Source organism: Microbulbifer elongatus, from assembly GCF_021165935.1.
GTDB classification, from domain to species: Bacteria; Pseudomonadota; Gammaproteobacteria; order Pseudomonadales; family Cellvibrionaceae; genus Microbulbifer; species Microbulbifer elongatus.
This window is the reverse complement of sequence record NZ_CP088953.1, coordinates 910,844-934,186: the sequence shown is the minus strand read 5'-3', so window position 1 is coordinate 934,186 and position 23,343 is coordinate 910,844. Positions and strand designations below refer to the sequence as shown.

The following is a 23,343-nucleotide window of genomic DNA, read 5'->3' as shown; positions in this document are numbered from 1 at the left end:
AAATAGCGGGCACCAGGCCCGCTATTTTTCGCATGTCGGATAGATCAGTTTTTTACACTTTCAACCCAGTCATTGACACGTCTTTCCAGTAGCGGCAACGGCAGCGCACCACCACCCAGTACCGTGTCGTGGAAGGCGCGAATATCGAATTGATCGCCCAATTCTTTTTCTGCGTTCGCGCGCAGCTCTTCAATTTTCAGCATACCGATTTTGTAGGAAGTCGCCTGTCCGGGGTAAGTCAGGTAACGACGAACCTCGGAGCGTACCGCGCCCTCCGGAATCGCAGAGTTCTCCAGGAAGTACTCCACCGCCTGATCCTGGCTCCAGCCTTTTGAGTGCATACCGGTATCCACTACCAGGCGAATCGCACGCCACATTTCTGCGGTCAGGCGGCCGAAATCCCGGTACGGATCTTTAAACTGTCCCATCTCCTTGGAGAGTTTTTCCGAGTAGAGCGCCCAACCTTCGATGTAGGGTGTGAAGTGTGCCTGGGTACGGAATTGTGGGATATCGTCCAGTTCCTGAGCAATAGAGATCTGCAGATGGTGGCCCGGGTTCCCTTCGTGGTAGGTCACCGTTTCCATATCCGCCTTGGATAGTGCACTCATATCAGACATGTGCACATAGTAGGTGCCTGGGCGCGATCCGTCCGGGGTTGCAGACGAGTAGTGCTGCGCACCACCGGGTACTTCACGGAAGGGCTCGACACGTTTCACCACCAGGTCGGCCTTGGGCAGGATACCGAAGTACTCCGGCAATTTGGCTTCGATATCGGCCAGGTAACCCTCGACCTCTTCAAGGTATTCCTTGCGACCTTCATCGGTGTTCGGATAGTAGAACTTGTCATCGGTGCGGATATAAGTGAAAAATTCCTGCAGGTCACCGTCGAAGCCCACCTGATCCTTGATGGCTTCCATCTCCTTACGAATACGCGCCACTTCGTCGAGGCCAAGCTGGTGCACCTCATCCGCCGTCATCGGCAGGGTGGTGTAATTGGCCAGACGGTTGGCGTAGTAGTTATCGCCGTCGGGCAGATTGGAAACGCCCCTCGGCTCCTCATCGGCATTCCCCCGATCTTCTTTCAGCCAGGCAATGTACGCATCGTAAGCCGGTTTCATCTCGCTGGTCAGCGCCTCTGCTGCCTGCGTCTGCAATTCTTTCGCGGTGGCATCGTCGATCGTGCCGGCCTCTTTCAGAGCGGCGATCTTTTTCTTTGCATCGGCCATCAGCGGCGCGTCTTCACCATCGCTGAACGGTTGGCCGGTGGTGACTTTTTCTGCCCGCTCGATAGCCAGGTCATAGGCAAACTGGGGCGGACGAATGCCTTTTTTGGCGGAGCCCTGAGCGCGCTCAAGCAGTTGACCGAGGGCGGTGCTGATGCCGCCGATACGGGCGATGTAATCGCGCATATCCTGCTCGGTTTCCACCTTGTGCTGGTTGATCATAAAAGTGGGCAACTGGGCTTCCGGTCCACCCAGCTCACTGGCGAAGTAGCTGTGGTCGGCGAAGGACTGGTTGGCTTTGTCCTGCTCGTACTGCTGAATCCACAGATCGTAAGACTCTTTGCCTTCGGCGGTGAGCTTGTCGTAATCGAACTGCTGCTTCATTTCCTCGACGGTGGCTTTCTTCCAGGCGAGTTCGCGCTCGTCTGCGGCCTTGGTCATATCGTCGATCTTGTCGTACTGCTCCTTGCGACCCAGGTAGCTGAGCTGAATCGGGCTGAACTGCAGCTCTTCTTCGAACTTGGCATCGAACCACTGGGTGAGACGCTTGGTCTCGTCTTGCTGCTGGTCTTCCGGGTTCGCCGGTAGTTGAGTCGCCTGCTCACCGGATTGAGCGGGGTTTACCTGCTCAGACGGTTTTTTCGGTTCTTCACTCTGCTGACAGCCGGCCACGGCCGCTGCAATCACCAGACTCAGGAGCGCTTTGCGCATAATTTAGCCTCTTGTAAAAGCGTTTTTTAAGAATTACTTCAATCCACATGCAATATCGGGGGTAGGATATCGCGTGTAACCATACCGATTTACTGCAAAAATTCAGCCGATTTTGGGCACTTTCTTCTCATCGCTGTTGACGATGTGCAGCTCCCGCTGCGGGAACGGAATGGTCAGCCCCTCCGCTTCCAGCGCCGGCTTGAGCTTCTTCATCAGGTCCCAATACACATCCCAGTAGTCATCGGTCTTGGCCCAGGCGCGCAGGTGCAGATTCACCGAGCTGTCCGCCAGCGCACGTACCGCATAGGCCGGCTCCGGGTCCGCCAGAATGCGGGGCTCCTGGGCCACGAGATCACGCAGTACGCGCATGCCGGTCTCGATATCATCCCCGTAGGCGATACTGGCAATAATCTCGATGCGCCGGCTGGAATTGCGGGTGAAGTTAGTCAGAGTCTCACCCCAGACCTTGTCATTGGGCGCAGAAATACGCAGCCCGTCGGGGGTGTCCAACTCGGTGGTGAACAGGCCAACCTTGCGCACGGTGCCGATGGTGCCGCCAAACTGAATGGTTTCCCCCACCCGGAACGGGCGCAGGCCCAACAGGACAAAACCCGCGGCGATGCTCTGCAGGGTATCTTTCAGTGCAAGGCCAATGGCCAGGCCCGCGGCACCCAGCAGGGCAACCAGAGATGTGGTATTTGCACCGAAAATATCCAGCACCACCAGGCCACCCACCACGTAGGTGCCCCAGACCGCCAGCGTTTCCAGCACGGGTACCAGGGTCTCATCGATACCGCGCTCACTGAGCCGGTTTACCGCTCTGGACACGATCTTCGCCGCGATCCAGGTCACCAGTAGCGCCAGCAGCGCCCACAAAATATTCAGGCCCACGTCGATCAGTACCGGCCAGAGCTCGTCCATTTGCGCTTTCAGTCCATCCACAGAGTAACCTCCTGATTCAAAATTCAATGCGAAGCATAGGCCAGGGGGTGCCTCGAGGGCTACGCTGCCCCGGAAAAGAAATAGTGCTGTATCAGCTGCAACACCAGCAGCGTCAGCACCAGAATAAAAATAATATTTTGTCGATTCATAACCGTTGTGAAAGTTTTGTACTCAGCGGAGCGGGGCGCAGGGCAGCTGAAGCAGGCCCTGTGCCACCAGCCAGTCCCGGGATTCTGCCAGCATATCCGCAAGCGCCAAGGGGTTGCGGTAACCCAGTTCACGCTCTGCACGGGTGGAGTCCGCCAGCGCGCGACTGGTGAGTAGTCGTGCTTTCTGGGGCGTAACTGCCGGTTCGCGACCGCTGAAGCGGGAGAGTAGGTCGGAGAAGGCGGCAACCGTATGGATCGCAAATGCCGGCGTGGTACGTCGCGGGGCGGGTACGCCCACGAGCTCTGCAATAATACGGAAAAACTCCAGGAAGCTGGCATCGGTTCCGGCAAGAATATAGTTCTCGCCAGTTCGGCCGCGGGAAAATGCATCAATGTGGGCCCGCGCAACCGCGCCCGCATGGCAGAAAGAACCCGCGCCCGGCGGCACCCCCGGCAGGCGGTTTTCGGCCAGCAGAAAGAAGGTCTGAGCCCAGCTCGATACGTCGTATTTTCCCACAATCGCGCAGGGGTTGAGAAAGACCGCATCGAGTCCGCGCGCGATCTCTTCCTGCACGGATAATTCCCCATGCATTTTGGAATAGTGGTAATGATCGCGGGGGGTGGTGGCGAGTTTGCAGCTGGCTTCGCTGATGACGCCATTGTGGTAACCGTAGGCCGAGATCGAACTGGTGACGATCATACGCCCGGCCCTGTTCTGCCTGGCGAAGTGCTGTCGCGCTACCCGGGCCAGATTGCCCGCGCCGACCACATTGTCCTGCCACTGCTGCGCATTCCCGCCACGCCACATACTGGTATTGCCCGCCAGATGAAAGACAGCATCCAGCTGGTCAGGTAGTGCTGCACGCAGGGAATCGGGGCTGGCGAGCGAGGCCTGTACCGGTTTGGCGCCAACAGCCTGCAGCCGCCGGATATCAGAACCCGGACGGTGCATGGCAGTAACCTCCCACCCCGCATCGACCAATTGTTCAATCAGGTTGGCACCGAGAAAGCCGGTGCCACCGGTTACGAATGCGCGCATATTGTCTTCCGCCTTCGGGGCGCCGGCGGCTCCCCCACAGCCTCGAGACTACTTGATCTCCAGCCCCAATTCATGGGCAAGAAACGCATACTGATTGGTAAAGTCTTCCACCTGCATCCACACCGGCTTGCCGGCGCCGTGGCCCGCACGGGTTTCCACCGCGAGGAAGATGGGGTTGTCACAGCCCTGATCCCGCTGCAGTGCGGCGGCGAATTTGTAGCTGTGCCAGGGGACCACGCGGTCATCGCGGTCGGCGGTAGTGATCAGGGTGGCCGGGTAGCAGGCGCCTTCTTTGGTGTTGTGCACCGGGGAGTAGGCGTAGAGCGCTTTAAACTCGTCTTTGTTTTCCGACAGACCGTAGTCACTGGACCACTGGCGGGCATTGGCCGACGCAGTGTGATAGCGCAGCATATCCAACACCCCGACGATGGGCAGGGCCACCTTGAACAGCTCCGGGCGCTGCACTTCCACGGCGCCCACCAGAAGGCCGCCGTTGGAGCGCCCCATGATGCCGAGCTTTTCCGGGGAAGTGATTTGTTCGTCAACCAGCCATTCCGCAGCACCGATAAAGTCATCGAATACATTCTGTTTCTGCAGTTTGGTGCCGGCTTTGTGCCAGTCACCCCCGTATTCACTGCCACCGCGCAGACTCACCATGGCAAAGGTACCGCCCATATCCAGCCAGCCGGCAAAGCGTGTGTAGAAGCGCGGCAGCTGCGCGGCATTGAAGCCGCCGTAACCGTACAGCAGCGTCGGATTTTTGCCGTCTTTTTTCAGGCCTTTTTTACTGACCAGGAACAGGGGCACGCGGGTGCCATCTTTGCTGGTAAAGAAATGCTGGCTAACCGTGTAGTCGGAAAAGTCTGCGGGATACTCCGGCGCTTTGACTTTTTCACTTTCGCCACTGGCTACGTCCAGCTTGTAAATACTGGGCGGCGTCAGAAAATTGCTGAACGCGTAATAGGTTTCTCTGTCATCCGGGTCACCGTAGAAACCTTCCACGGTCCCCATACCCGGTAGCTTCAGTTCGTACTGCTGCTTGCCATTCAGGTCCGTCACCAGCACCTTGGATTTGGCATCTTCGAGGTAGTGCAGCACAAAGTGCCCACCAATCAGACTGGCGCTCTGCAGGGCATTTTGCTGCTCCGGCACCAGGGTTTTCCAGTTTGCTTTTTCCGGTTTGTCGAGATCAATCGCGACAATGCGGCCATTGGTGGCATCCGCATTGGTCTCGAAAAAGAAGGTTTTTCCATCATTACCGAGAAAGGTGTACAGAGCATCCCAGTCGTCCAGCAGCTTCACCACCTTTGCGTTGGGGTCGGTGAGATCCTTGTAGTAAATGCCGTTGCTGTCGTAGCCGTCAAAAATACCCAGAATCAGGTACTTGCCGTCGTCACTGACTTCTGCACCGGGGTTGCGGGTTGGGTGATCGGTGATCTGATAAACCAGCTGGTCCTTGCTTTGCGGCTCACCAATTTTATGAAAATAGACAGAGACCTGTTTGCTGTCGTCGGCACTGCCATCCTTGTCGAATGGATACCGGCTGTAGTAGAAGCCGGACTCGTCCTTGGCCCAGCTGGCACCGCTGAATTTTATCCCCTTGAGGTGATCCGGCAGCAGGCGGCGGGTTTTGAGGTCGCGCACATGATAATCGGTCCAGTCGGTACCGCCGTCGGAGGTGCCGTAGGCGAGATAGCGGCCATTCGGGCTCACCGAATAGCGCTTGGCGGCAACCGTACCATCTTCACTCAGCGCACGGGGGTCGAGCACTACAACACCGTCCTTGTGGATATCCCGGGTGCTGTAAAACACGTTCTGGTCCCAGGTGCCGTCATTGTATTCATAGAATACCTGGCCGGCCTTTTTATAGGGCACACCGTAGCGTTCGTACTGCCACAGTTCTGTCAGGCGCTTATTGATCCTGTCCCACCCCGGCAGCGCTTTCAGTCTGGGCAACGAGAAGTCATTCTGAGCCGCTACCCACGCTTTGACCGGCCCGGACTCCTGTTCCTCCAGCCAGCGGTAGGGATCACTGACGCTGGTGCCAAAGTAGTCGTCTTTCTGCTCGACAGTCGCGGTGTCAGGGTATTCCAGCGCGGGCTTGTCGCTGTGCGCGGCGATGGCCGCTACAGCGGCCAGCACAGGGATGGCAGCTCCGGCGATGAGGGTCAAAGCGGTCTTGTTCATGGAGACTTCCGGTTTTTTATTGGCGATCAGTGGGCTAATCTAGAAAATTCGCCGCCAAGCATCCAGCGGGCACCAGAATTTTAGAAGAGGTTATCGATGAAAGGCCTGATTCAGCGGGTAAAACACGCAAAAGTGGAAGTGGGCAGTGAATCCGTCGGTGCCATTGAGCACGGAATCATGCTGCTGCTCGGTGTCGAGGCCACCGATACGGAAGAGACCGCCGACAAACTTCTGCACAAGGTTCTACATTATCGAATTTTTAGCGATGACCAGGGCAAGATGAACCTGAATGTGCAGCAGGCCGGTGGCGGACTACTGGTGGTCAGTCAGTTCACCCTGGTTGCGGATACCGCCAGGGGGTTGCGCCCCAGTTTCAGCCGCGGGGCCACCCCTCAGCATGCCAATGCCCTGTACGAATATTTTCTGACCCAGGCGCAAAGCAACATTGCTCACGGCTGCCCGGTGGCGGGCGGTCAGTTTGCCGCAGACATGCAGGTTTCGCTCTGCAATGACGGGCCAGTGACTTTCTTGCTGGAGGCCTGAGCCTCGATGGAGGCCTGCGCCCGTTTGTTGAGGGCATCCAACCGCGCCTTGCGCGCTTCTTTTGGCTGTGCCCCCAGCTGTTCCACCGCCAGGTAAAAGGCTTCCCAGTTCCGTCCACTGTCTTTGTATAGCTGCACAAACGCGGGCACCTGCGACTGATACTCGCTCACCAGCGCCAGGGTAGCGTTGTTGGTTTTCTCGATCATCCGGGCAAATTTTTCATCTTCGGACCAGCCCTCAGACGCCTTGCGATAGCAGTAGCGCAACCGCCGCAGTGTATTGTTCTTGCGCGCGCGCTTTTCATCATCGCTCAGATCGGACTGATACAGCGCCTGCAGCTGCCTGCGCGCACTGACCATCAGGCTGTTGACCCGCCGCGCCTGCTCCACGTTCGCCACTTTCGGTGCGGCGATACCGTTGCGCCGCCGCCAGTCCGGCAGTGCGATCCGGGAGACCGCGGTGGCAAAACTCTCGTTAAACTGCGTGTCACCGGCAATATACAGCCGCCGATGTGCAAGTTCGTGAAACAGCAGGCTGGCGAGCCGGTCCGGCGTCCAGTCCACAAAGCTCGACAGCACCGGATCGTCAAACCAGCCGAGGGTGCTATAGGCGGGCACCGGCCCGAGATACACATCGTACCCCTGGGCCCGCAGCTGCCCCGCCTGGGCCCGTGCGTCCCGTTTGTCAAAGTAACCGCGGTAACTGGCACAGCCGGCAATGGGGTAACACCAGTGTTTGGGCGACAGCGAGAACTCCGGCGCCGCCACAACGTTGTACAGAACATACTCGTCTTCGAGCTGGGTAAAGTCACTGTAGGCCGTCCCTACCGGTAGATGTAGTTCCCCGGCTGCGTAGGCGCGAATCGATTGAACCCACGCCAACTGTCGTCGCAGTTTCGGGTCCGTCTGTTCATCCGCGACCAGGCGATCAATGGGTTTGCGACCCGCCAGAATCTTGAGCTGGCCAGTGGCAGCTTGCGAATAGAAATGTACGGTTTCGCACCCACTGATCGCCACCGCCACCACCAGTGCGGAAAGGCGCAGCAGGAGGCGCCTTCGCGCCTCCGGAAGGGTGATGTGCCAAGGTCGAACAGCTAATTTTATTCTATAGAGGAAAGATTTGATCAGGGAGTCGTCCATGCCGCCCGTTGCCGCTGTTTCACTGGTGTTTGTGCTGGTGCTCAGTGCCGTGTTGTGGATTTATCTGATACGGCTTTCTTTTGGTGTTTCTACCGTAATGGGTATCTCTGCGCTGATTTTCCCACCTCTTCCCCTGCTTCTGCTACTCGCAAACTCTGAGCATAGGAGACAACTGGCTCTATTGTCTGTGGCGATCTTACTGCTTTCCAGCATAGTCGCTCTCCCTGACTAATCCTGGACTACCTGCAACAAGGCACGCGAGGTCGGCCATTCACCAACAGAATTTTTTGACCAACGGTCCGGCTGCAACCACAGGAAAACCTGTATTTCGGCAATTCTTTGGGGTATTTTTCGGCGTTGAATTTTGCGCCAAGGGATGTGGCAAACCGACTAATAATTGAACAATCCACATCTTAAGGGGGAAATCGGATGTACAGGCCTGATTCGGGCATGCTAGTTAGCACACTCAAACCACTCTTTTTTCTGACTCTTTGTCTTTCCGTTGCAGCCTGTGGCGGCGGTGGTGGCGGGAGCGATGCACCATCCGGTCCAGGTGGGACATCACCAACCAATACCGCCCCGATAGCAAACAATGACAGTGTCTCCGTCTCCCCCCGGGAAACGTCAATCGTGATTGATGTGCTGGCTAATGACTCCGATGCCGACGGTGACGCGCTGACTCTGACTGCGGTCGAGTCATCGGAATTCGGAACTGATCCCACGATTGAAGGCGATAAGATTCGCTACACCCTCAAAAATGACGTCCGCGGTACGGACAGGTTTTCCTACACCATAAGCGATGGCACCGATGAATCGCAGGCTACCGTCAGTATCAACATTGACTCGTTGCTGACCCTCTCCGGGACTATCGGGGAGTCAGTCAGCGGTATTGGTACCGTCACGGTTACCGTGGGCACCAGGGAATACCAGGCAAAGCTCGATGGCCGCCGGTTCCAGCTGGAGCTCCCTGTAGAAGATGACAGTGCGTTGGTCGCCGTCCAGTCGGAACACCAAAATACGGACATTAATAAAGGGATAACACTGAAGTCATATTTAGGTACTTTAGGCTTCCTGAAGTCCCAGGCAAATGATGGCATCGTCACTGAGGAAACCGTGCCAACCCTATATCTCTCTGCCGCAGGGACCAGCGCAAGCGCCTATATGGAAATGGTGGCGGGAGGTGAAATTCATTCATTCGATGTCCTGACAAATTCCGCACAAACTTTGCCGCAAATATTGGTGATGGAAAGTGCCATTGCCCTCAAATCCCTATTAGCAGGGGACCAATGGAGTGAATTCACTCAGCTCAACACCTACGACTTTTTGATAGATCATCCAAAAGCCGTGACTCTCGCTGAGCAGTTAGAAGCGAGTAACCCTGAAAAATACACGACCTATCGCAGCCAAATCCTCAGCAACTCAAAGCAAATCAAGGCGCTTGAAACAGCACCGGAGCAGGAGTTCCTGTTTATCGATCTGGGCGACCTTAGCGCTACCCGTGCGACGGGAATCAATGTTCAGTTGCCGGCCGCGGATTCGGAATACGGATATTACGCGACCCACTCGACAAAGAGCGATCAGGACAATCGCGTTAAAGTTCGTGTTGCAGGCAATACGATCTCAATTGATGTGGACGGAGTGCTGGATTCTGTTTATTTTTATGATGGCCGAGAAGAGTGTACTGCGCCTGAAGTAATCAGCTACACGGCCACACCGATCAAAACTGTATTGAGCAAGGTACTGGATACCACTGTATTTTCAACCTATCAACAAACGACTCAGTACCGTTGTGACGAAAGCAAAGCCATTTTTACCACAGCCCCCAACTTCCTCCAGCTAAACAACGCCCAGTTTGGCGATTTTTCCGCTGCCACACAAAGCACTTTTGCTATCGGTAGCTATCTCGATAAAGACGAGACGATTTATCAGGGCCCTTACCATTGGCAAGCGGTGCTCGTATCACCGAACGCAAACGGCACAATCACCCAGCGGTTTGATTTCAAAAATGACTATACCGATACCGGGGTCATGTCGCTCGACGAAAACGGGCGACTTGTGCTTGCGATGAACCGTGGTATCACGGTGGAGTATGTTGCACTAGGAACGAAAGGGGACGGGCTCAAGGTTCTGGGGGTCGTCAGGCGTGCCGATGGTTCTATCGCCTCTGTGGGCGGCGACTACCTTGTGCCCGTCACAAAAGGGTTGAGACTACCGGTTCCGGGATCACTGGTTATTAAAGATCAGCAGTTTGCACTGCTTGACGAAGCATCCAAGTACAGTGCAAGCGGTTTTGGTTTTGAGTTTTTTGCAGACGGCACTGGCTCGCAGCTGTATCGCTCCAATGGTACTTACCGACGCGCCATTTCAGGTTATCAGTGGTCGGAAGACACGGGATATCTTGACATGCGCTACTTTCATCACCGCAACGACAATTCCGATCCCTATCCTTCCAGTTGCGCTGAGGATGACCCGGATTGCGTGGAGTATCGATACCGGGAAATTGAGCCACTGGCACAGTTGGGTAGTGAATACTTTGTTCGTATCTACCAGGAGATAGATTACTCGAAGCAGCGAGGTACAGGTGAGGGAGAAGAGGTGTTTATTTCTAGTTACATCGATCGTTTCACTCCCACCCCCTGAGGCACGAGATTATACTTTGAAGCGCCCTGCAGGGCGCTTCTTGTTTTCGCTACACAACCCATCCTCTAATCGATATTTTTATCACATGCGTAATTTTCCACTTCTGGGCCACTAAATTTCCCGGACTTCAAAAACGCGACCACTTGAGCAATGACCTGCGCACTGCCGGCTAACCCATTGTGCGTCAACGGATACGCCACGCGTGCACAGATGCCCTCCACATAGGTACTCGCAAGTCCCACGACCCCATCGTCATCACCACTGATAATCGCTGAAAAAAATGGATTGAATGAACGCGTGCCGGCAATGACGCCCAGTGGAAACTTTACCGGGCCCAATCGGCTGGGCAAACTCCGCTCATCCACTCCCATCTGTTTTCCCGCCGGTCCATTGACATCCTTGATGATCGGAATACAGGAGAGAAAGTTTCCCAGGCGGCTGCCCTGGTTCGGCGGCCCCAGCATGACCACGCGGGCAATATCGGAAGTTTTTCGATGCTCATAGTACTGCCGTAATAACAGTGCGCCCATGGAGTGGGTGACAAAGTAGAGCGGTGCGGCGTTTGCCTGCCTGCAGGCGTTCAGACCTACGGGAATGGCCATCTCGGCAAGGGTTTCGATCGGGTGTTGCCGGGACGGATAGTCGAGATTGACCGTGTGGAAACCGGCTTCACTCAGGGCTGCGGCAATCGACGCCATTGAGCGCGAATCTTTGGTAATTCCGTGGATCAGAATCGCGCAGGGCTCGCCCGGTTGATCCGCACTATTTGCGTAGACCGCCTGCCCCGGGATGAGCAGTGTCAGTGCGATCAGCGCACAGATGGCGCGACCAGGTGTCGGATAACGGCTCGGACTGCTTTGTTTACCCACGGCACAATGCCCCTCGCGTCGGCCAATAAACGGGATAACCTTATTGACAGCATACGCCGGCACTGGGCATTCGGATTGCTACTGCACCTCAGCCTCTTCGGTTTTGCCGCGTTTTACCCAGCGCCCGAAGAAAATACCGATCTCGAACAATATCCACATGGGCACCGCCAGCAGGGTCTGGGAAATCACATCCGGGGGCGTCAGCAACATTCCCATCGCGAAGCACGCTACGATCACGTAGGGGCGCTTCTTGGCCAGGTCTTTCGCGGTGACCGCACCACTCCAGATCAGCAACAGGGTGGCGATGGGAATTTCGAAGGCAAAGCCAAAGGCAAAAAACAGTTTCAGCGCGAGATCCAGATAGCTACGAATATCCGGTAAAACCTTGATGTCCGCGTGCGCCGAGCTGATGAAAAACTCAAAGATCAGTGGGAACACCACAAAGTACGCAAACGCCATTCCCGCATAGAACAGAAAAATACTGGAAATCATCAGCGGAGCAATCAGGCGCTTCTCATGCTTGTACAGCCCCGGGGCGATAAACGCCCAGAACTGGTACAGGACAAACGGAATCGCGATAAAAAATGCCAATACAAATGACGTTTTAAATGGCGTCAGGAAGGGGGAGGTGACCTCGGTGGCAATCATGCCGGCGCCTTCGGTCAACCGTGCCTGCAGCGGGTCGGCTACAAAATTGTAGATATCGTTGGCGAAGGGCACCATACAGGCAAAGATCGCCACCACCACCAGCAGGGTTTTCAGCAGGCGGTCCCGCATTTCGATCAGGTGTTCGATAAACGGCTGGTCTTTTTCACTCATTGACGTTTGTTTTCCGGATCGGTGGAACGGTCATTGTGCGACGCCTTGGCGGGCTCGGCGTCCTCTGCTTCCGGGCCGGCCGATTCTGGATCTGCCGGGTCCAGGCGATCGACCTCCGCCCAGGCTTCATCTTCTTCGTGCTTGAAGTGATCCGGGTGGTGTGGGTTGTATTCTGGGTCGCCGTGATCGTGTAAATGCTCGGGGTATTCCGGGTCTTCCTGATCCTCGTCGTCCTCGTCTTCTTCCGGCAGATAATCTTCTTCGGGCTTTTCATCGGTGGGCGCGTTGCGGTCCTCCTCAGGAAGATAGTCCGCAGCGCGACGGCGCTGATCCGCCTCGGGATCCGGCTCTGAGGGTTCCGGCTCCGGGGTCGCGTCCCCATCGACTTTCAACGCCTGCGCCTGTGCCTCCACCGCTTTCAGATCCTGCTCAAACTTGCGCTCAGCCTCACTGAAAGTGCGCTCCATGGCCTGCTGGCTCTCACGCAGCTCTTTCAGTACACGCTCGTTGTGCAGCTCGCGACGGATATCGTCGGCACCGACTTCCCGCTCCAGCTCTTCCTTGGCACTGCCGAGGGTCTGCTTGATCTGTGTCCACCAGCGCACGGTAGTCCGCACTGCATCGGGCAGGCGCTCGGGGCCGATGACCACCAGGCCCACGACACCGATCAACAGCAGTTCAAAAAATCCGATATCAAACACGGGCAACTCGCTCAGTTAACCACGGGTGAAACCAAAACGGCCTGCCGGGTTTATTTATCCTGGGACTGCTTTTCTTCGCTGGACGTTTTCTGTTGTGGCTTGCTGGTTTCGTCTTTTTCCAGCAGCTCCGGTTCTTTGTCTTCCGAATCCTCGTCCTTTTTATCTTCTTCTTTCATCGCTTTCTTGAAGCCTTTGATGGCCCCCCCAAGGTCGCCGCCCAGATTGCGCAGACGTTTGGTGCCGAAGATCAGCAGGACGATGACCAGCAGGATCAGTAATTGTTGCCAGCTAATACCCATGAGAATTGCTCCTGATTAAATTCTTGAATCCGTTACCTGACGCTCGTATTGCGTCGGCTACTACCGTCCCCGGTGCTCAGTCCTGGCCCCGGGACGCCTTTTCATCCAGCCCGGAAAGCCCAAACCGGCGTCCCAGTTCATCCAGGACTTCGCGGGAGTCCGCCCCCAGGTGATTGAGCATCACCAATGAGTGGAACCACAGGTCCGCCGTTTCCGAAATCATTGCACGGTACTCTTCGCTCTCTGCCGGTTTGCCTTCGGCGTCCTTGGCGGCGAGCACCAGTTCGGTGGCTTCTTCGCCCACCTTCTCAAGAATCTTGTTGAGGCCCTTGCGGTGCAGGCTGGCCACGTAGGAGGACTCCGCGTCCCCCTCCTGCATGCGCATCCGTAGCACCCGGTCCAGTTGTGTCAGCATATTACTCATGACGCGGTCTATTTCTCCCCTGAATAGATCTCTTTGGGGTCGGTAATCACTGGCTGGCGGACCTGCCACTGCCCCTCTTCCAACACCTGATAAAAGCAGCTGGTACGACCGGTATGGCAGGCGATGCCGCCCAGCTGCTCCACCATCAACACGATGGTGTCGCCATCGCAGTCGAGGCGAATTTCCCGCACCTGCTGCACATGTCCAGAGGACTCCCCCTTGCGCCATAGCTTGCCACGGGAGCGCGACCAGTAGACAGCGCGACCTTCCTCCACCGTCAGGCGCAGGGACTCGGCATTCATCCACGCCATCATCAATACCCGGCCGGTCTTGAAGTCCTGGGCGATGGCAGGCACCAGGCCGTCGCTGTTCCAGCTGACTGCCTGGGTAAAATCGGTTTCGCTCACGGTGTGCGTCCTTACTGCATTGGTTATTGTAGGCTGATGAGCCGGTTGGGCACCGGGCGCTTTCTGCCTCCTATCCTGGCCCCACAGGGCAGGCTCCCTCAAGGCGGAGCGGCACAACCCCACTCAGGGCCAGAGCAACAGTGCCAGCGCCGCCGCCCCCAGCGCCCAGCTGGCAACCGGTACCTGCGCGAGCAGTCCCGGGGACGCCACCAGAGCAGCGCCCAGTGCGAGAAGCCCACCCACAATCATCCGCGCATAGCGCGTGCGGCCCCGTTTCCGGCTGCCGGCCAGTTGTTCGCTCAGTTGCTGCAGCTTTGGCCCGAGCTCCTGCCCCTGCTCCAGTGCGGCAAATGCCATTTGCGGCATTTGCGGGAACTTTTCCAGCCATTCTGGCCCATATCGACGAATTTCCCCGGCGAGGGTCTTGGGGTGAATTCGTTCCCGCATCCAGCGCTCCAGGAATGGGTGCGCAGTTTTCCACAGATCCAGTTGAGGATACAGCTGTCGCCCTAATCCTTCTATATTGAGTAAAGTTTTCTGCAAAAGTACTAGTTGAGGCTGTACTTCCATATCAAACCGTCGGGCGGTCTGGAACAGGCTGATAAGCACCCGGGCAAAGGAAATTTCCCCCAGAGGCTTTTCGAAAATCGGCTCGCACACGGCGCGAATGGACGACTCAAACGCATTGATCGGCGTATCCCGGCGCACCCAGCCACTCTGCACATGCAGCTCCGCCACCATGCGGTAATCCCGTCGGAACATAGCCAGCAAATTGCGCGCCAGATAGTACTGATCCTCGCGGGTCAGGCTGCCGACGATGGCGGTGTCGATGGCGATGTACTTGGGACGTTGCGGGTGCTCTCGGGACACAAAGATATTCCCCGGGTGCATGTCTGCGTGGAAAAAATTGTGCTCAAACACCTGCTTGAAGAAAATTTCCACACCGCGCTCTGCCAACAGCGCCATGTCGGTATTCTGGGCGCGCAGCTGCCGCAGATCCGTGACCGGAATACCGTTAATGCGCTCCAGCACCAGTACATTTTCGCGCGTGTAGTCCCAGTAGACCTCTGGAACATACAGCAGTGGCGAATTGGCGAAATTGCGCTTCAGCTCCGAGCCGTTGGACGCCTCGCGCACCAGATCCAGCTCCCCCTCGATGGTATGGCGATAATCCTCCACCACCTCTACCGGGCGCATGCGGCGACCGTCGGGCAGGTAGCGCTGGATCCAGCGGGCAATCACCCCCAGCAACTCCAGGTCCTGCTGGATGATCTTGTCGATACCCGGGCGCAGCACCTTGACCACCACCGACGCACCGGGCTCGCCATTCTCCCCTTTCAGGCGCGCCCCGTGCACCTGGGCTACGGACGCAGATGCCAGCGGCTCACGTTCGAACTCGGCAAACAGCTCCGCCACCGGCGCCCCCAGCGAAGCTTCGATACGCGCGATACACTGGTCTGCAGGGTAGGGGGGTACGTTGTCCTGCAGCTGATTCAGCTCCTGCACGATATCCGGAGGCATCAGATCCGGGCGCGTCGACAGCAGCTGGCCGAACTTCACAAAAATAGGTCCGAGATCTTCCAGAGCCCGGCGCAGGCGCTCGCCGCGCCCCATATCTTTTACCGCGCCCGCCGGCAACAGCTTTGCCGGGGCCCACAAGGTGCGCAACCACAGCGGCTGGTGTTCCGCAGGAACCAGTTCATTCAGGCGGTAGCGCAGAAACACGCGCGCGATGGTCAGGCTTCTTGCAATTGGCACGTCAGTTTTTCCCCCGCGCGTCCAGCTTGCTCTTAAGCAGGGCCAGGCGCGCCTCCAGCCGATCTACCCCCTGGGCAAACGCGGCCACATCTTCCGCGAACGCCTCGAACTGCGCCTGCGGCGGTGTCATGCGCCACTCTTCACTCACCGCCTCCGCCGTCGCCCGCGGCGCGGCACCCAGTGCATCCTTCAACCAGCTCGCCGCCAGCCTCACGCCTGAACCCAGCTGGTGTGCCGGTGAATCGCCGATCAGCTTCGCCAACGGCTCCTCCCAGTCGATGTCCAGATCTCGCAGGATCGACTGCAGCTCCGCCAACAGGGCACTGGAACCACGCACCGTCACCCCCAGTTTGGCCGGGGTGGCATCGCGGTTTCTCAACAGTTGGATAAACGCCAGCGCGGAGCCCGACAGCTCCGTGGTGACCTCGCCGCTCCAGCGGCTGTGGACCTCGATATAGCCCCCTTCTTCACCATCCTCGTCGTCGATGACCAGAAACAGTGACAGGGTCGGCGCAGTAAGATTTACCGCCAGCACCTTGCCCGCCAGCCTGGCCAGGCGCAGGCGGCTACCCGGGTCGTAGCGCAAGGCAGTGTTGATGGCGGTCTCCAGGGTGGCGTCGAAGCCGGCGCGGAAGGTGGGGTCGGTCATTATATTAACTAAGTTCTTCTGTGTGAGATGGCAGAAGCGAAGGCGCGGGTGGCGGTGTCTCCTTGTGAGACCTTCCGCGAGAGGGACCTCGCGGAAGAGCCCCCATGGATGGGTTACCGGGGGAGCGCCTAGCTCGTGTCTCACAAGGAGACACCGCCACCCGGGCCGCCACGGACTGAAAAACTAAGGCTTAATGCCTTTATGCAGAGCCACAATACCACCGGTCATATTGTGAAACTCGCAGTCCACAAACCCGGCCTCGCCCATCATACCTTTCAGGGTTTCCTGATCCGGGTGCATACGGATACTCTCAGCGAGATAGCGGTAGCTTTCGGCATCGTCCGCCACCAGCTTGCCCATAAACGGTAACAGGCGGAAAGAATACTGATCGTACACCTTCTCCAGCAGTTTCGACTCCGGCTTGGAAAACTCCAACACCAGCAGCCGGCCACCGGGCCTCAACACCCGCAACATCGAGCGCAACGCCAGATCCTTATCCGTCACATTGCGCAGGCCGAAGGCAATGGTAATACAGTCAAAGGTATTGTCCGGGAAGGGCAGATACTGGGCATCCGCCTGCACCGTCTCCACATTGCCCGCAATCCCGCGGTCCAGCAGGCGATCTCGGCCCACCTTCAGCATCGACGCATTGATATCCGCCAACACCACCTTGCCGGTAGGGCCTACAATGCGGGAAAAACGCGCCGTCAGATCCCCGGTGCCACCGGCAATATCCAGGATCGCCTGCCCCGGACGCGCCGCGGACAGCTCGATGGTAAAACGCTTCCACAGGCGGTGAATACCACCGGACATCAGGTCATTCATCACATCGTAGCGCGCCGCCACCGAGTGAAAAACATCCGCCACCCGTCCGGCCTTCTCTTCCACCGGCACCTGCTGGTAGCCGAAATGGGTCGTTTTGCGTTCCGTCATTGTGTGCCTGCTGTACCTGATTCAGGCGGTATTGTACATGGGAACAGAGGACGAGGGAGAGGGGCAGGCCCAGAGTTAGAGGCTGGATAGCATGCAGGGAGAGGTGCCAGACTGTTAGCCCCACTCCAACGCGAGAGGCGATGGAATGGGGCGGACAGGAGATGCGGGGTACGGCGACCTGACTAAAGCCCCCCCTCGCCACAATCCGAAGCGAGATACGAGATCATTGATTCGTACAGTGTCTTTTGATGCTCGTAGAACAGCGTGTTACTGAAATGATCGGCGCCATCCAGTTCCACGTACTTGTATACCCGACCATTCTTGTCGAGCGCCTTGCGATATCGCTCCGCATGCTCTGGCGGTACACGCTGGTCCACACTCCCGTGGATCAGCAAGACGGGCACATTTACATTCGCCGCCTGCTCGATTGGAGATACACTGTCATCCCACATGCCAAGCTGCTCGATCTTGCTCGCGCCGCGCAGGCGATCACGATAATAGTTCACCTGCATCTGGTTGTCGGAAACAGCAGCACCCGCTATCACACACTGGTATATCTGATCATCTCGCGCAGCTGCCACAAGGGCCGCATAGCCTCCATACGACCAACCGAACATCGCGAGACGATCTTTTTCCGCCCAGCCCTGATCTACCAGATAGAGCATGCCATCGTCCTTATCGTCCTGCATTTTGTACCCGCCCTGGCCACCGTTAACGAAGGCCGAGGTGTAGTGCTCCAGACCAAATCCTTTGGATCCACGGTACTGGGGCTGCAGCACAATGTAGCCGTTGTTGGCCAACATCTGGGCCCACTCATCGTACACCACCACTTCGGAAACAAAGGGGCCACCGTGAGGCATTACTATCGCAGGAAATGGTGGCTTGCCATTAGGAATCGTCAGATAGGCGGGGATAGTCCGGCCATCGCGCGCCTGATACTCGATATACCGCACTTCGGCCAAATTTTCCGGCTCGAGCAGAGGTTGCCGACTTCCGACCTTGGTGAGCTTGCCCGCATGCAGAAGGTAGTAGGTGCCTGGGTCACGCGGACCCACGTTGTAGATCGTTAGACTCGCGCCGTCTCGACTGCGGCTATTGATGCGAAGATAGTGAGACTCCGGAATAATTCCTTGCAGCTGACGCGTAGTTGCCATTTCCAGCTCGTCGAAATATTCGACCTTGATGTTGTCTTTAGCGTAAACAACACCAACTACAGAATCTCTATTCTTCCATTCGTTGCTATGAAAACGGACAGCAGCAACATCCACATCACTGCGACGATAGATCAGCTCACCGAAGTCTCCTTTGCGCACGTCGTATTCCCAAAGTCCAATTTTGTCATCACCCTGGTTTGCACGTACATAAAAAATGTGAGGTTGCCTGTCATCAAAACCCTCCACTTCGAAGGTTTCAAAACTATCCTCGCTGAGTCGATAGAATTCCTGCCACTTTCCAGAATTAGTAACCCGCTGGTACCAAACGTACTCGCCCTTGCCAACATCGAAACCCCGTGCCAGCCACGGATTACCATCGATATCAAACTCTACCTGCCCCATATCCAGCTTGCCACGCAAGATCAATTTCTTGGCACCGGACTTCAGATCCATCTCATAGTAAGTGCGAGGACGAAATGCCTTGTTCAAACGACTTTTATCGCCTCCCGGAATGTAGGAAAAGATAATGCGACGATCGTTGTTCGGGAGCACATGCTCCAGTTCAGCACCCAACTGATCGTACTTTTTCATTTTTTTTCGTTTGATATCTACCGAAGCGAGAAGATATTCATATACCCCTTCATTGAACCCTTCGATACGATCGCGCACTTTCTGACGAAGATTCATCCCAATCACGTCATTGCTCAACCAGAAAAATCCTTGAATCTCCATTGGATGTGAGTTGACCCGGTAGGGCTCGGCATCCAGGTCATCTGACGGATACACCTCAATAATCGGATCGCCATCTTTGGTTGGTATTTTCAGCAAAGCAACGTGCTTCCCGTCTGGCGAAACCTCGACATTACTGATCACATCGCGCAGAGCCCAGTAATCCAACGGATAGGGCTCGACAGCCGCGGACACCGATTCCAAGCTACATAAGAACAATAGAGAAACGGCCAGCCTTTTCAGTATTTCCATTACGGCACCCTGTAAATAGAACTAGAAAATCGTCATTTTTTGAAAAAAAAGCCCGCATAAATGCGGGCTTTTTGAACCTTGGCAATATCAGAAGTTTTTCTGAAGGTTCAGGAACACTGTCCGACCTTGAATATTGTAACCATAACCAATCGGGGTGTTGTTGACGGATAGGATTTCGTCGCCGTCCACTTCCGGTGGTGCCTCATTAAACACATTCCGCACACCGAGACCAGCGGTCCAAGTATCGGCATAGTAGTACAGAGAGGCACTATGCAGTATATAGTCGTCCGCAAAGCCTACATCACGGCAATCAACCCCGCCATTTTCGGCACCAATACAAGCATCAGAGGTGAAACCAGTTTCATTGGTGTCATAGATGTCGCTGAACTCATCGACAAATTCATCCGCTTGCTCTACTGAGTCCAGGTATTGTGTTGTCCAGGTGAAACGATATTTATCATAATCTACGCGGAATTCACCACGCCCTTGCCATTTCGGGAAACCAAAGGTGCCCTGATATACGTCCACATCGGGATTACCTTCATCGTCCAGATACGTAAGAGTACGTTCCAGCACACGATTGAATGTAAGGTTCGCACTCAATTCAATCGGTGCCCCGAAAACTGTCACGGGCTGGGTATAGGCGACATTGTAATCGAACCCGCGTGCGACCTCGTTGTCTCGGTTTACAAACGCCGCGTCGACTTTGTCGAGAAGACCATCGTCACCGCGCTCCAACTGAGAGCAGAAGGCACTATTGCCATTTGGATTGCTGTAGCAATCGTTGATCAGGAACTGAGGAGACGGTTCGATAATCGAATTTTCAATTTCGATATCGTAGTACGTCATACCGAGAGTCAGATCAAAGCTTTCGAAAAAGGTTGCTCGAAAGAAAATCCTACCGTGAAGGAATCTGAAGTCTCTTCTTTCAGACCAAGACTGCCACCACGAGCCACTTCCACACTATAAGAGTTGAAACCACCGTTCTCTGTGACAGTTGGGTCCACGCCGTTGGCAGCACAGTTAGCCAGAACCTCGGGTGAACGAGTGTCCAAGTCGGCATTATAACCACCAGTAAGGTCATCCAATGCACTGTCAGGAATCAAACAGGGGTCAGACACAGTCTGAAAACCGGTTTGGTTCTGCAGGAAATTTTCACGCAGGTTCGGTGCGCGATATGAGGTCCCATAAGTAGAACGAAGCAACAGGGATTCGACCGGACGATATGCAACCTTTGCTGCGTTTGTCCAGGCACCACCATAAAATTCATCTTTGGTATATCGCGCGGACAGGTTAGTAGTCAGCTCTTCAGCCAAGAATTTACCGGCGAGTAACGGCAATTCAATTTCACCGTAGGCCTCTTTTGTAGTCTTGTTGCCCGTTGCACCACCATCTGCAAAGTAGTGGATAAACAAGCCATCACGCGCAACATCATCTGGTACAGACTTGATGCGATCATCACGCAACTCTACTCCTACCCCCACAATGACGTCCCCCGCAGGCAGGGTAGCCACGGTGCCGCTGGCATACGCAGAAAAGATCGTCTGGTAATAGGACGTATCAAAGTCGCGACTATCAAACAGGTAATCGCGCTCGGCCTGTGTCGCGAAGTCTCCGATCACACCCTCATAAAGGGAACCCGCAAACATATCGATAGGTACACAGGTTGACTCACCGGGAAGTGGCTCGCAAATATATGTACCCGGGTTATCGGGATCCTCGATAGTCGTTTCCAGAGATTGGTACATCCGGTCCCCCCGGATACCAATACGACTGGACTCCCCGTCTGACTTGGTAATGGAGCCAGAGAGCTCAAAGGACCAATCAGATAAACTACCAATATTCATCATTGGTAGATCACCGCGCATCCCAGTTACGAAACGTGATTGTGCAACTTCGACACGGTTGATGTTGCGGTCACCTAGAACCGAGACAATCGGTGTTGTTTCCTGCGCACCAATAGGGCCAGCAAACAGATCGACGATACCTTGGTCGCGGAACTGGGTAGGCGTCAACCCATAAAACGCGGCAAACTGAGCCTCAAAGCCCGGATTCGTCAATAGTTGGTCATAGGCTTCACCACAATCTACGCCACGCACGCCGTCTGGGTTACAAGGGTTAAAGGGGTTGTCGGCGGGAACGTCCGGGAACAGCTGGCTGGCACCTGTATTAATGAAATTCTCACGCTTTGCATAGCTGACTTCAAAAAATGGAGTCAGATTCATGTCCCCCTCGAATGTATATTCACCGAAGGCCATAAAACTGGTTCGCTCCTGCTCGGGAATCAGGTGTGCAAACTGCTCTTTACCATTGAGGTCGTAATCGTGGAAGTTGATATCCGGAACACCATCACCATTCGTATCAAGTCCGCTCAGCGCGAAAGCACTGGATTCTGTGAAACCATTCCAGCCACCGTTTGAACTACCAGGGGTGTAATAGATACTTCCCGCTTCTGGCACAGAGATCCGACCAGCAAGAGAACCGAATCCGCAGCCCTCAAAGTCCATGCCATAAATTTCTTGGTAGTACGCGTTGCCCGTATAAATATTTCCATCAGTTCCGACTTCGATATCACGGGCACAGCCAGCGGTCCACTCTCGGTCCGCCAGGGTCACAGCATCCATCTCATAATGCTCGACCCCCATACCAACAAAACCACGATCGAAGTTGTGACCCCAACTCAAGCTTAATGTGTTTTCCCCACCACCAGGCTGCTGGGGATTGGTGCCAAACACCTCAAAGTCAACGCCATCAAAATCTTTCTTCAAGATAACGTTTACCACGCCCGCTACAGCATCAGAACCATAAATCGATGAGGCGCCATCTAAAAGAAGGTCATATTGTTGAACGAGGGAGGCTGGAATCAGATTCAAGTCTGCAGCGACAGGGGCACCTTCTACGCCCGCAGGCGCCATTCGACGGCCATTCAGCAACACTAGGGTACGGCCAGCACCAAGACCGCGCAGATCTACGGTTGAAGCACCAGGCCCATTATCCAAAACGTAACCGGAGAAGGTCAGATCAATTTGTTGACCGGTCGCTGCGCCACTGGACTGCAGGATCGTGGACGTATCAATGGCACCAGCCTCTCGTGCCCCCTCGGCGTTAATTATCTGTAAAGGTGCAATGCTTGAAAATGTGTCTCGTTTCAGACGAGAGCCGGTAACGACGACCTCTTCTACCCCCGAATCGTCTTCCACTCCCTGAGGAACGGGAACAGCGGACTGCTGCTCGGCGACTACGTTCGTCTCAGTAACAGAGGTGTCATCTTCTTGTGCGAAAGTAATAGGAGAAAGTACTGCTGCCAGAACAGCTGTGGACACGCTTACCTTGAGCGGAGTCCCTGCGCTCTCGAACATTTTTTTTAATTTATTCAATTGGTTAGCCCCCCAATTAGGCTCTTGTCAGTATTTTGTAGCGAAAGACTTCGCTACAAAAATTTGACGACTAACCTCCCTAACCCCTCATATGTATTTTTTGACGAGCGAACAATAAATAACAAACATGCCCCGCCCATTCTCGAATCAGGCTACTCACACCCAAAATCTTTAAAAAAAAGAATGAATGTAACAACAAAATAGCCTTAATTGGGACAGGCATCCCTTGGGGCTTTTACCCTATCAATCGGTCATTTTTCTGACCCATGCGTCAGGACAAAAACCCACTAAATGAGATAATGGAAAAACTAAAAAACCAGTCATTTCACAATATGAAGGAGATACTGCTAGCTGATGTGAGCGATTGCTGGCATGCAAGAGAACGGTATGGCGCGCTTC

Annotated in this window: 19 protein-coding genes; 2 read left to right on the top strand and 17 right to left on the bottom strand. The window is 55.5% G+C overall.

Features of this window, described 5'->3' with window-relative positions; translation table 11 throughout:
• Window positions 1-44: 44 nt before the first annotated feature.
• The 4 genes from LRR79_RS03865 to LRR79_RS03850 all read right to left on the bottom strand — a co-directional run bounded on the left by LRR79_RS03865 (window position 45) and on the right by LRR79_RS03850 (window position 6,251).
• Complete coding sequence (locus tag LRR79_RS03865) at window positions 45-1,934, bottom strand: DUF885 domain-containing protein (protein ID WP_231759094.1); 1,890 nt, start codon at window positions 1,932-1,934, stop codon at window positions 45-47.
• Between the two features lie 102 nt (window positions 1,935-2,036).
• On the bottom strand, window positions 2,037-2,876 hold the full coding sequence (locus LRR79_RS03860; protein WP_231759093.1) for a mechanosensitive ion channel family protein: 840 nt from the start codon (window positions 2,874-2,876) through the stop codon (window positions 2,037-2,039).
• Between the two features lie 171 nt (window positions 2,877-3,047).
• Complete coding sequence (locus tag LRR79_RS03855; RefSeq protein ID WP_231759092.1) at window positions 3,048-4,064, bottom strand: NAD-dependent epimerase/dehydratase family protein; 1,017 nt, start codon at window positions 4,062-4,064, stop codon at window positions 3,048-3,050.
• Window positions 4,065-4,112: 48 nt separating this feature from the next.
• A complete protein-coding gene (locus LRR79_RS03850) occupies window positions 4,113-6,251 on the bottom strand; it encodes a prolyl oligopeptidase family serine peptidase (protein ID WP_231759091.1) in 2,139 nt (712 codons plus the stop codon).
• A 96-nt stretch (window positions 6,252-6,347) separates the two neighbouring features.
• On the opposite strand from LRR79_RS03850, the gene dtd reads away from it, so the two are divergent.
• On the top strand, window positions 6,348-6,794 hold the full coding sequence (gene dtd, locus LRR79_RS03845) for a D-aminoacyl-tRNA deacylase (RefSeq protein ID WP_231759090.1): 447 nt from the start codon (window positions 6,348-6,350) through the stop codon (window positions 6,792-6,794).
• On the opposite strand, the gene LRR79_RS03840 is transcribed toward dtd, so the two are convergent.
• Window positions 6,725-7,810 (bottom strand): aminopeptidase, encoded by a 1,086-nt coding sequence (locus LRR79_RS03840; RefSeq protein WP_231759089.1) that lies wholly within the window; start codon window positions 7,808-7,810, stop codon window positions 6,725-6,727. The two genes, dtd and LRR79_RS03840, sit on opposite strands and share 70 nt — an antisense overlap.
• 552 nt (window positions 7,811-8,362) lie before the next feature.
• Between LRR79_RS03840 and LRR79_RS03835 the strand changes: the two genes are divergently transcribed.
• The gene (locus tag LRR79_RS03835) at window positions 8,363-10,573 is read left to right on the top strand and encodes an Ig-like domain-containing protein (RefSeq protein ID WP_322790439.1); all 2,211 of its coding nucleotides are present in this window, start codon (window positions 8,363-8,365) and stop codon (window positions 10,571-10,573) included.
• Window positions 10,574-10,638: 65 nt separating this feature from the next.
• On the opposite strand, the gene LRR79_RS03830 is transcribed toward LRR79_RS03835, so the two are convergent.
• The 12 genes from LRR79_RS03830 to LRR79_RS03775 form a co-directional block, all read right to left on the bottom strand.
• Window positions 10,639-11,442, bottom strand: coding sequence for an alpha/beta fold hydrolase (locus tag LRR79_RS03830; protein ID WP_231759088.1), 804 nt, complete (start codon window positions 11,440-11,442; stop codon window positions 10,639-10,641).
• 78 nt (window positions 11,443-11,520) lie between these two features.
• Complete coding sequence (gene tatC, locus LRR79_RS03825; protein ID WP_231759087.1) at window positions 11,521-12,261, bottom strand: twin-arginine translocase subunit TatC; 741 nt, start codon at window positions 12,259-12,261, stop codon at window positions 11,521-11,523.
• The gene (gene tatB, locus LRR79_RS03820) at window positions 12,258-12,962 is read right to left on the bottom strand and encodes a Sec-independent protein translocase protein TatB (RefSeq protein ID WP_231759086.1); all 705 of its coding nucleotides are present in this window, start codon (window positions 12,960-12,962) and stop codon (window positions 12,258-12,260) included. Before tatB ends, tatC begins: the two co-directional genes overlap by 4 nt.
• 50 nt (window positions 12,963-13,012) lie before the next feature.
• Complete coding sequence (gene tatA, locus LRR79_RS03815) at window positions 13,013-13,261, bottom strand: twin-arginine translocase TatA/TatE family subunit (protein WP_231759085.1); 249 nt, start codon at window positions 13,259-13,261, stop codon at window positions 13,013-13,015.
• A gap of 76 nt (window positions 13,262-13,337) precedes the next feature.
• A complete protein-coding gene (locus tag LRR79_RS03810) occupies window positions 13,338-13,685 on the bottom strand; it encodes a phosphoribosyl-ATP diphosphatase (protein ID WP_231759084.1) in 348 nt (115 codons plus the stop codon).
• Between the two features lie 8 nt (window positions 13,686-13,693).
• The gene (gene hisI / locus LRR79_RS03805) at window positions 13,694-14,092 is read right to left on the bottom strand and encodes a phosphoribosyl-AMP cyclohydrolase (RefSeq protein ID WP_231759083.1); all 399 of its coding nucleotides are present in this window, start codon (window positions 14,090-14,092) and stop codon (window positions 13,694-13,696) included.
• Window positions 14,093-14,215: 123 nt separating this feature from the next.
• On the bottom strand, window positions 14,216-15,850 hold the full coding sequence (gene ubiB, locus LRR79_RS03800; RefSeq protein WP_231759082.1) for a ubiquinone biosynthesis regulatory protein kinase UbiB: 1,635 nt from the start codon (window positions 15,848-15,850) through the stop codon (window positions 14,216-14,218).
• 1 nt (window position 15,851) lies between these two features.
• Window positions 15,852-16,499 (bottom strand): ubiquinone biosynthesis accessory factor UbiJ, encoded by a 648-nt coding sequence (locus tag LRR79_RS03795; RefSeq protein WP_231759081.1) that lies wholly within the window; start codon window positions 16,497-16,499, stop codon window positions 15,852-15,854.
• Between the two features lie 183 nt (window positions 16,500-16,682).
• Window positions 16,683-17,432 (bottom strand): bifunctional demethylmenaquinone methyltransferase/2-methoxy-6-polyprenyl-1,4-benzoquinol methylase UbiE, encoded by a 750-nt coding sequence (gene ubiE, locus LRR79_RS03790; protein WP_231759080.1) that lies wholly within the window; start codon window positions 17,430-17,432, stop codon window positions 16,683-16,685.
• 182 nt (window positions 17,433-17,614) lie between these two features.
• A complete protein-coding gene (locus LRR79_RS03785) occupies window positions 17,615-19,567 on the bottom strand; it encodes an alpha/beta hydrolase family protein (RefSeq protein WP_231759079.1) in 1,953 nt (650 codons plus the stop codon).
• Window positions 19,568-19,654: 87 nt separating this feature from the next.
• Window positions 19,655-20,416: a porin family protein gene (locus tag LRR79_RS03780; protein ID WP_231759078.1), complete on the bottom strand. Its 762-nt coding sequence runs from the start codon at window positions 20,414-20,416 to the stop codon at window positions 19,655-19,657.
• An 8-nt stretch (window positions 20,417-20,424) separates the two neighbouring features.
• On the bottom strand, window positions 20,425-22,944 hold the full coding sequence (locus LRR79_RS03775; protein ID WP_231759077.1) for a TonB-dependent receptor: 2,520 nt from the start codon (window positions 22,942-22,944) through the stop codon (window positions 20,425-20,427).
• Between the last annotated feature and the right edge of the window lie 399 nt (window positions 22,945-23,343).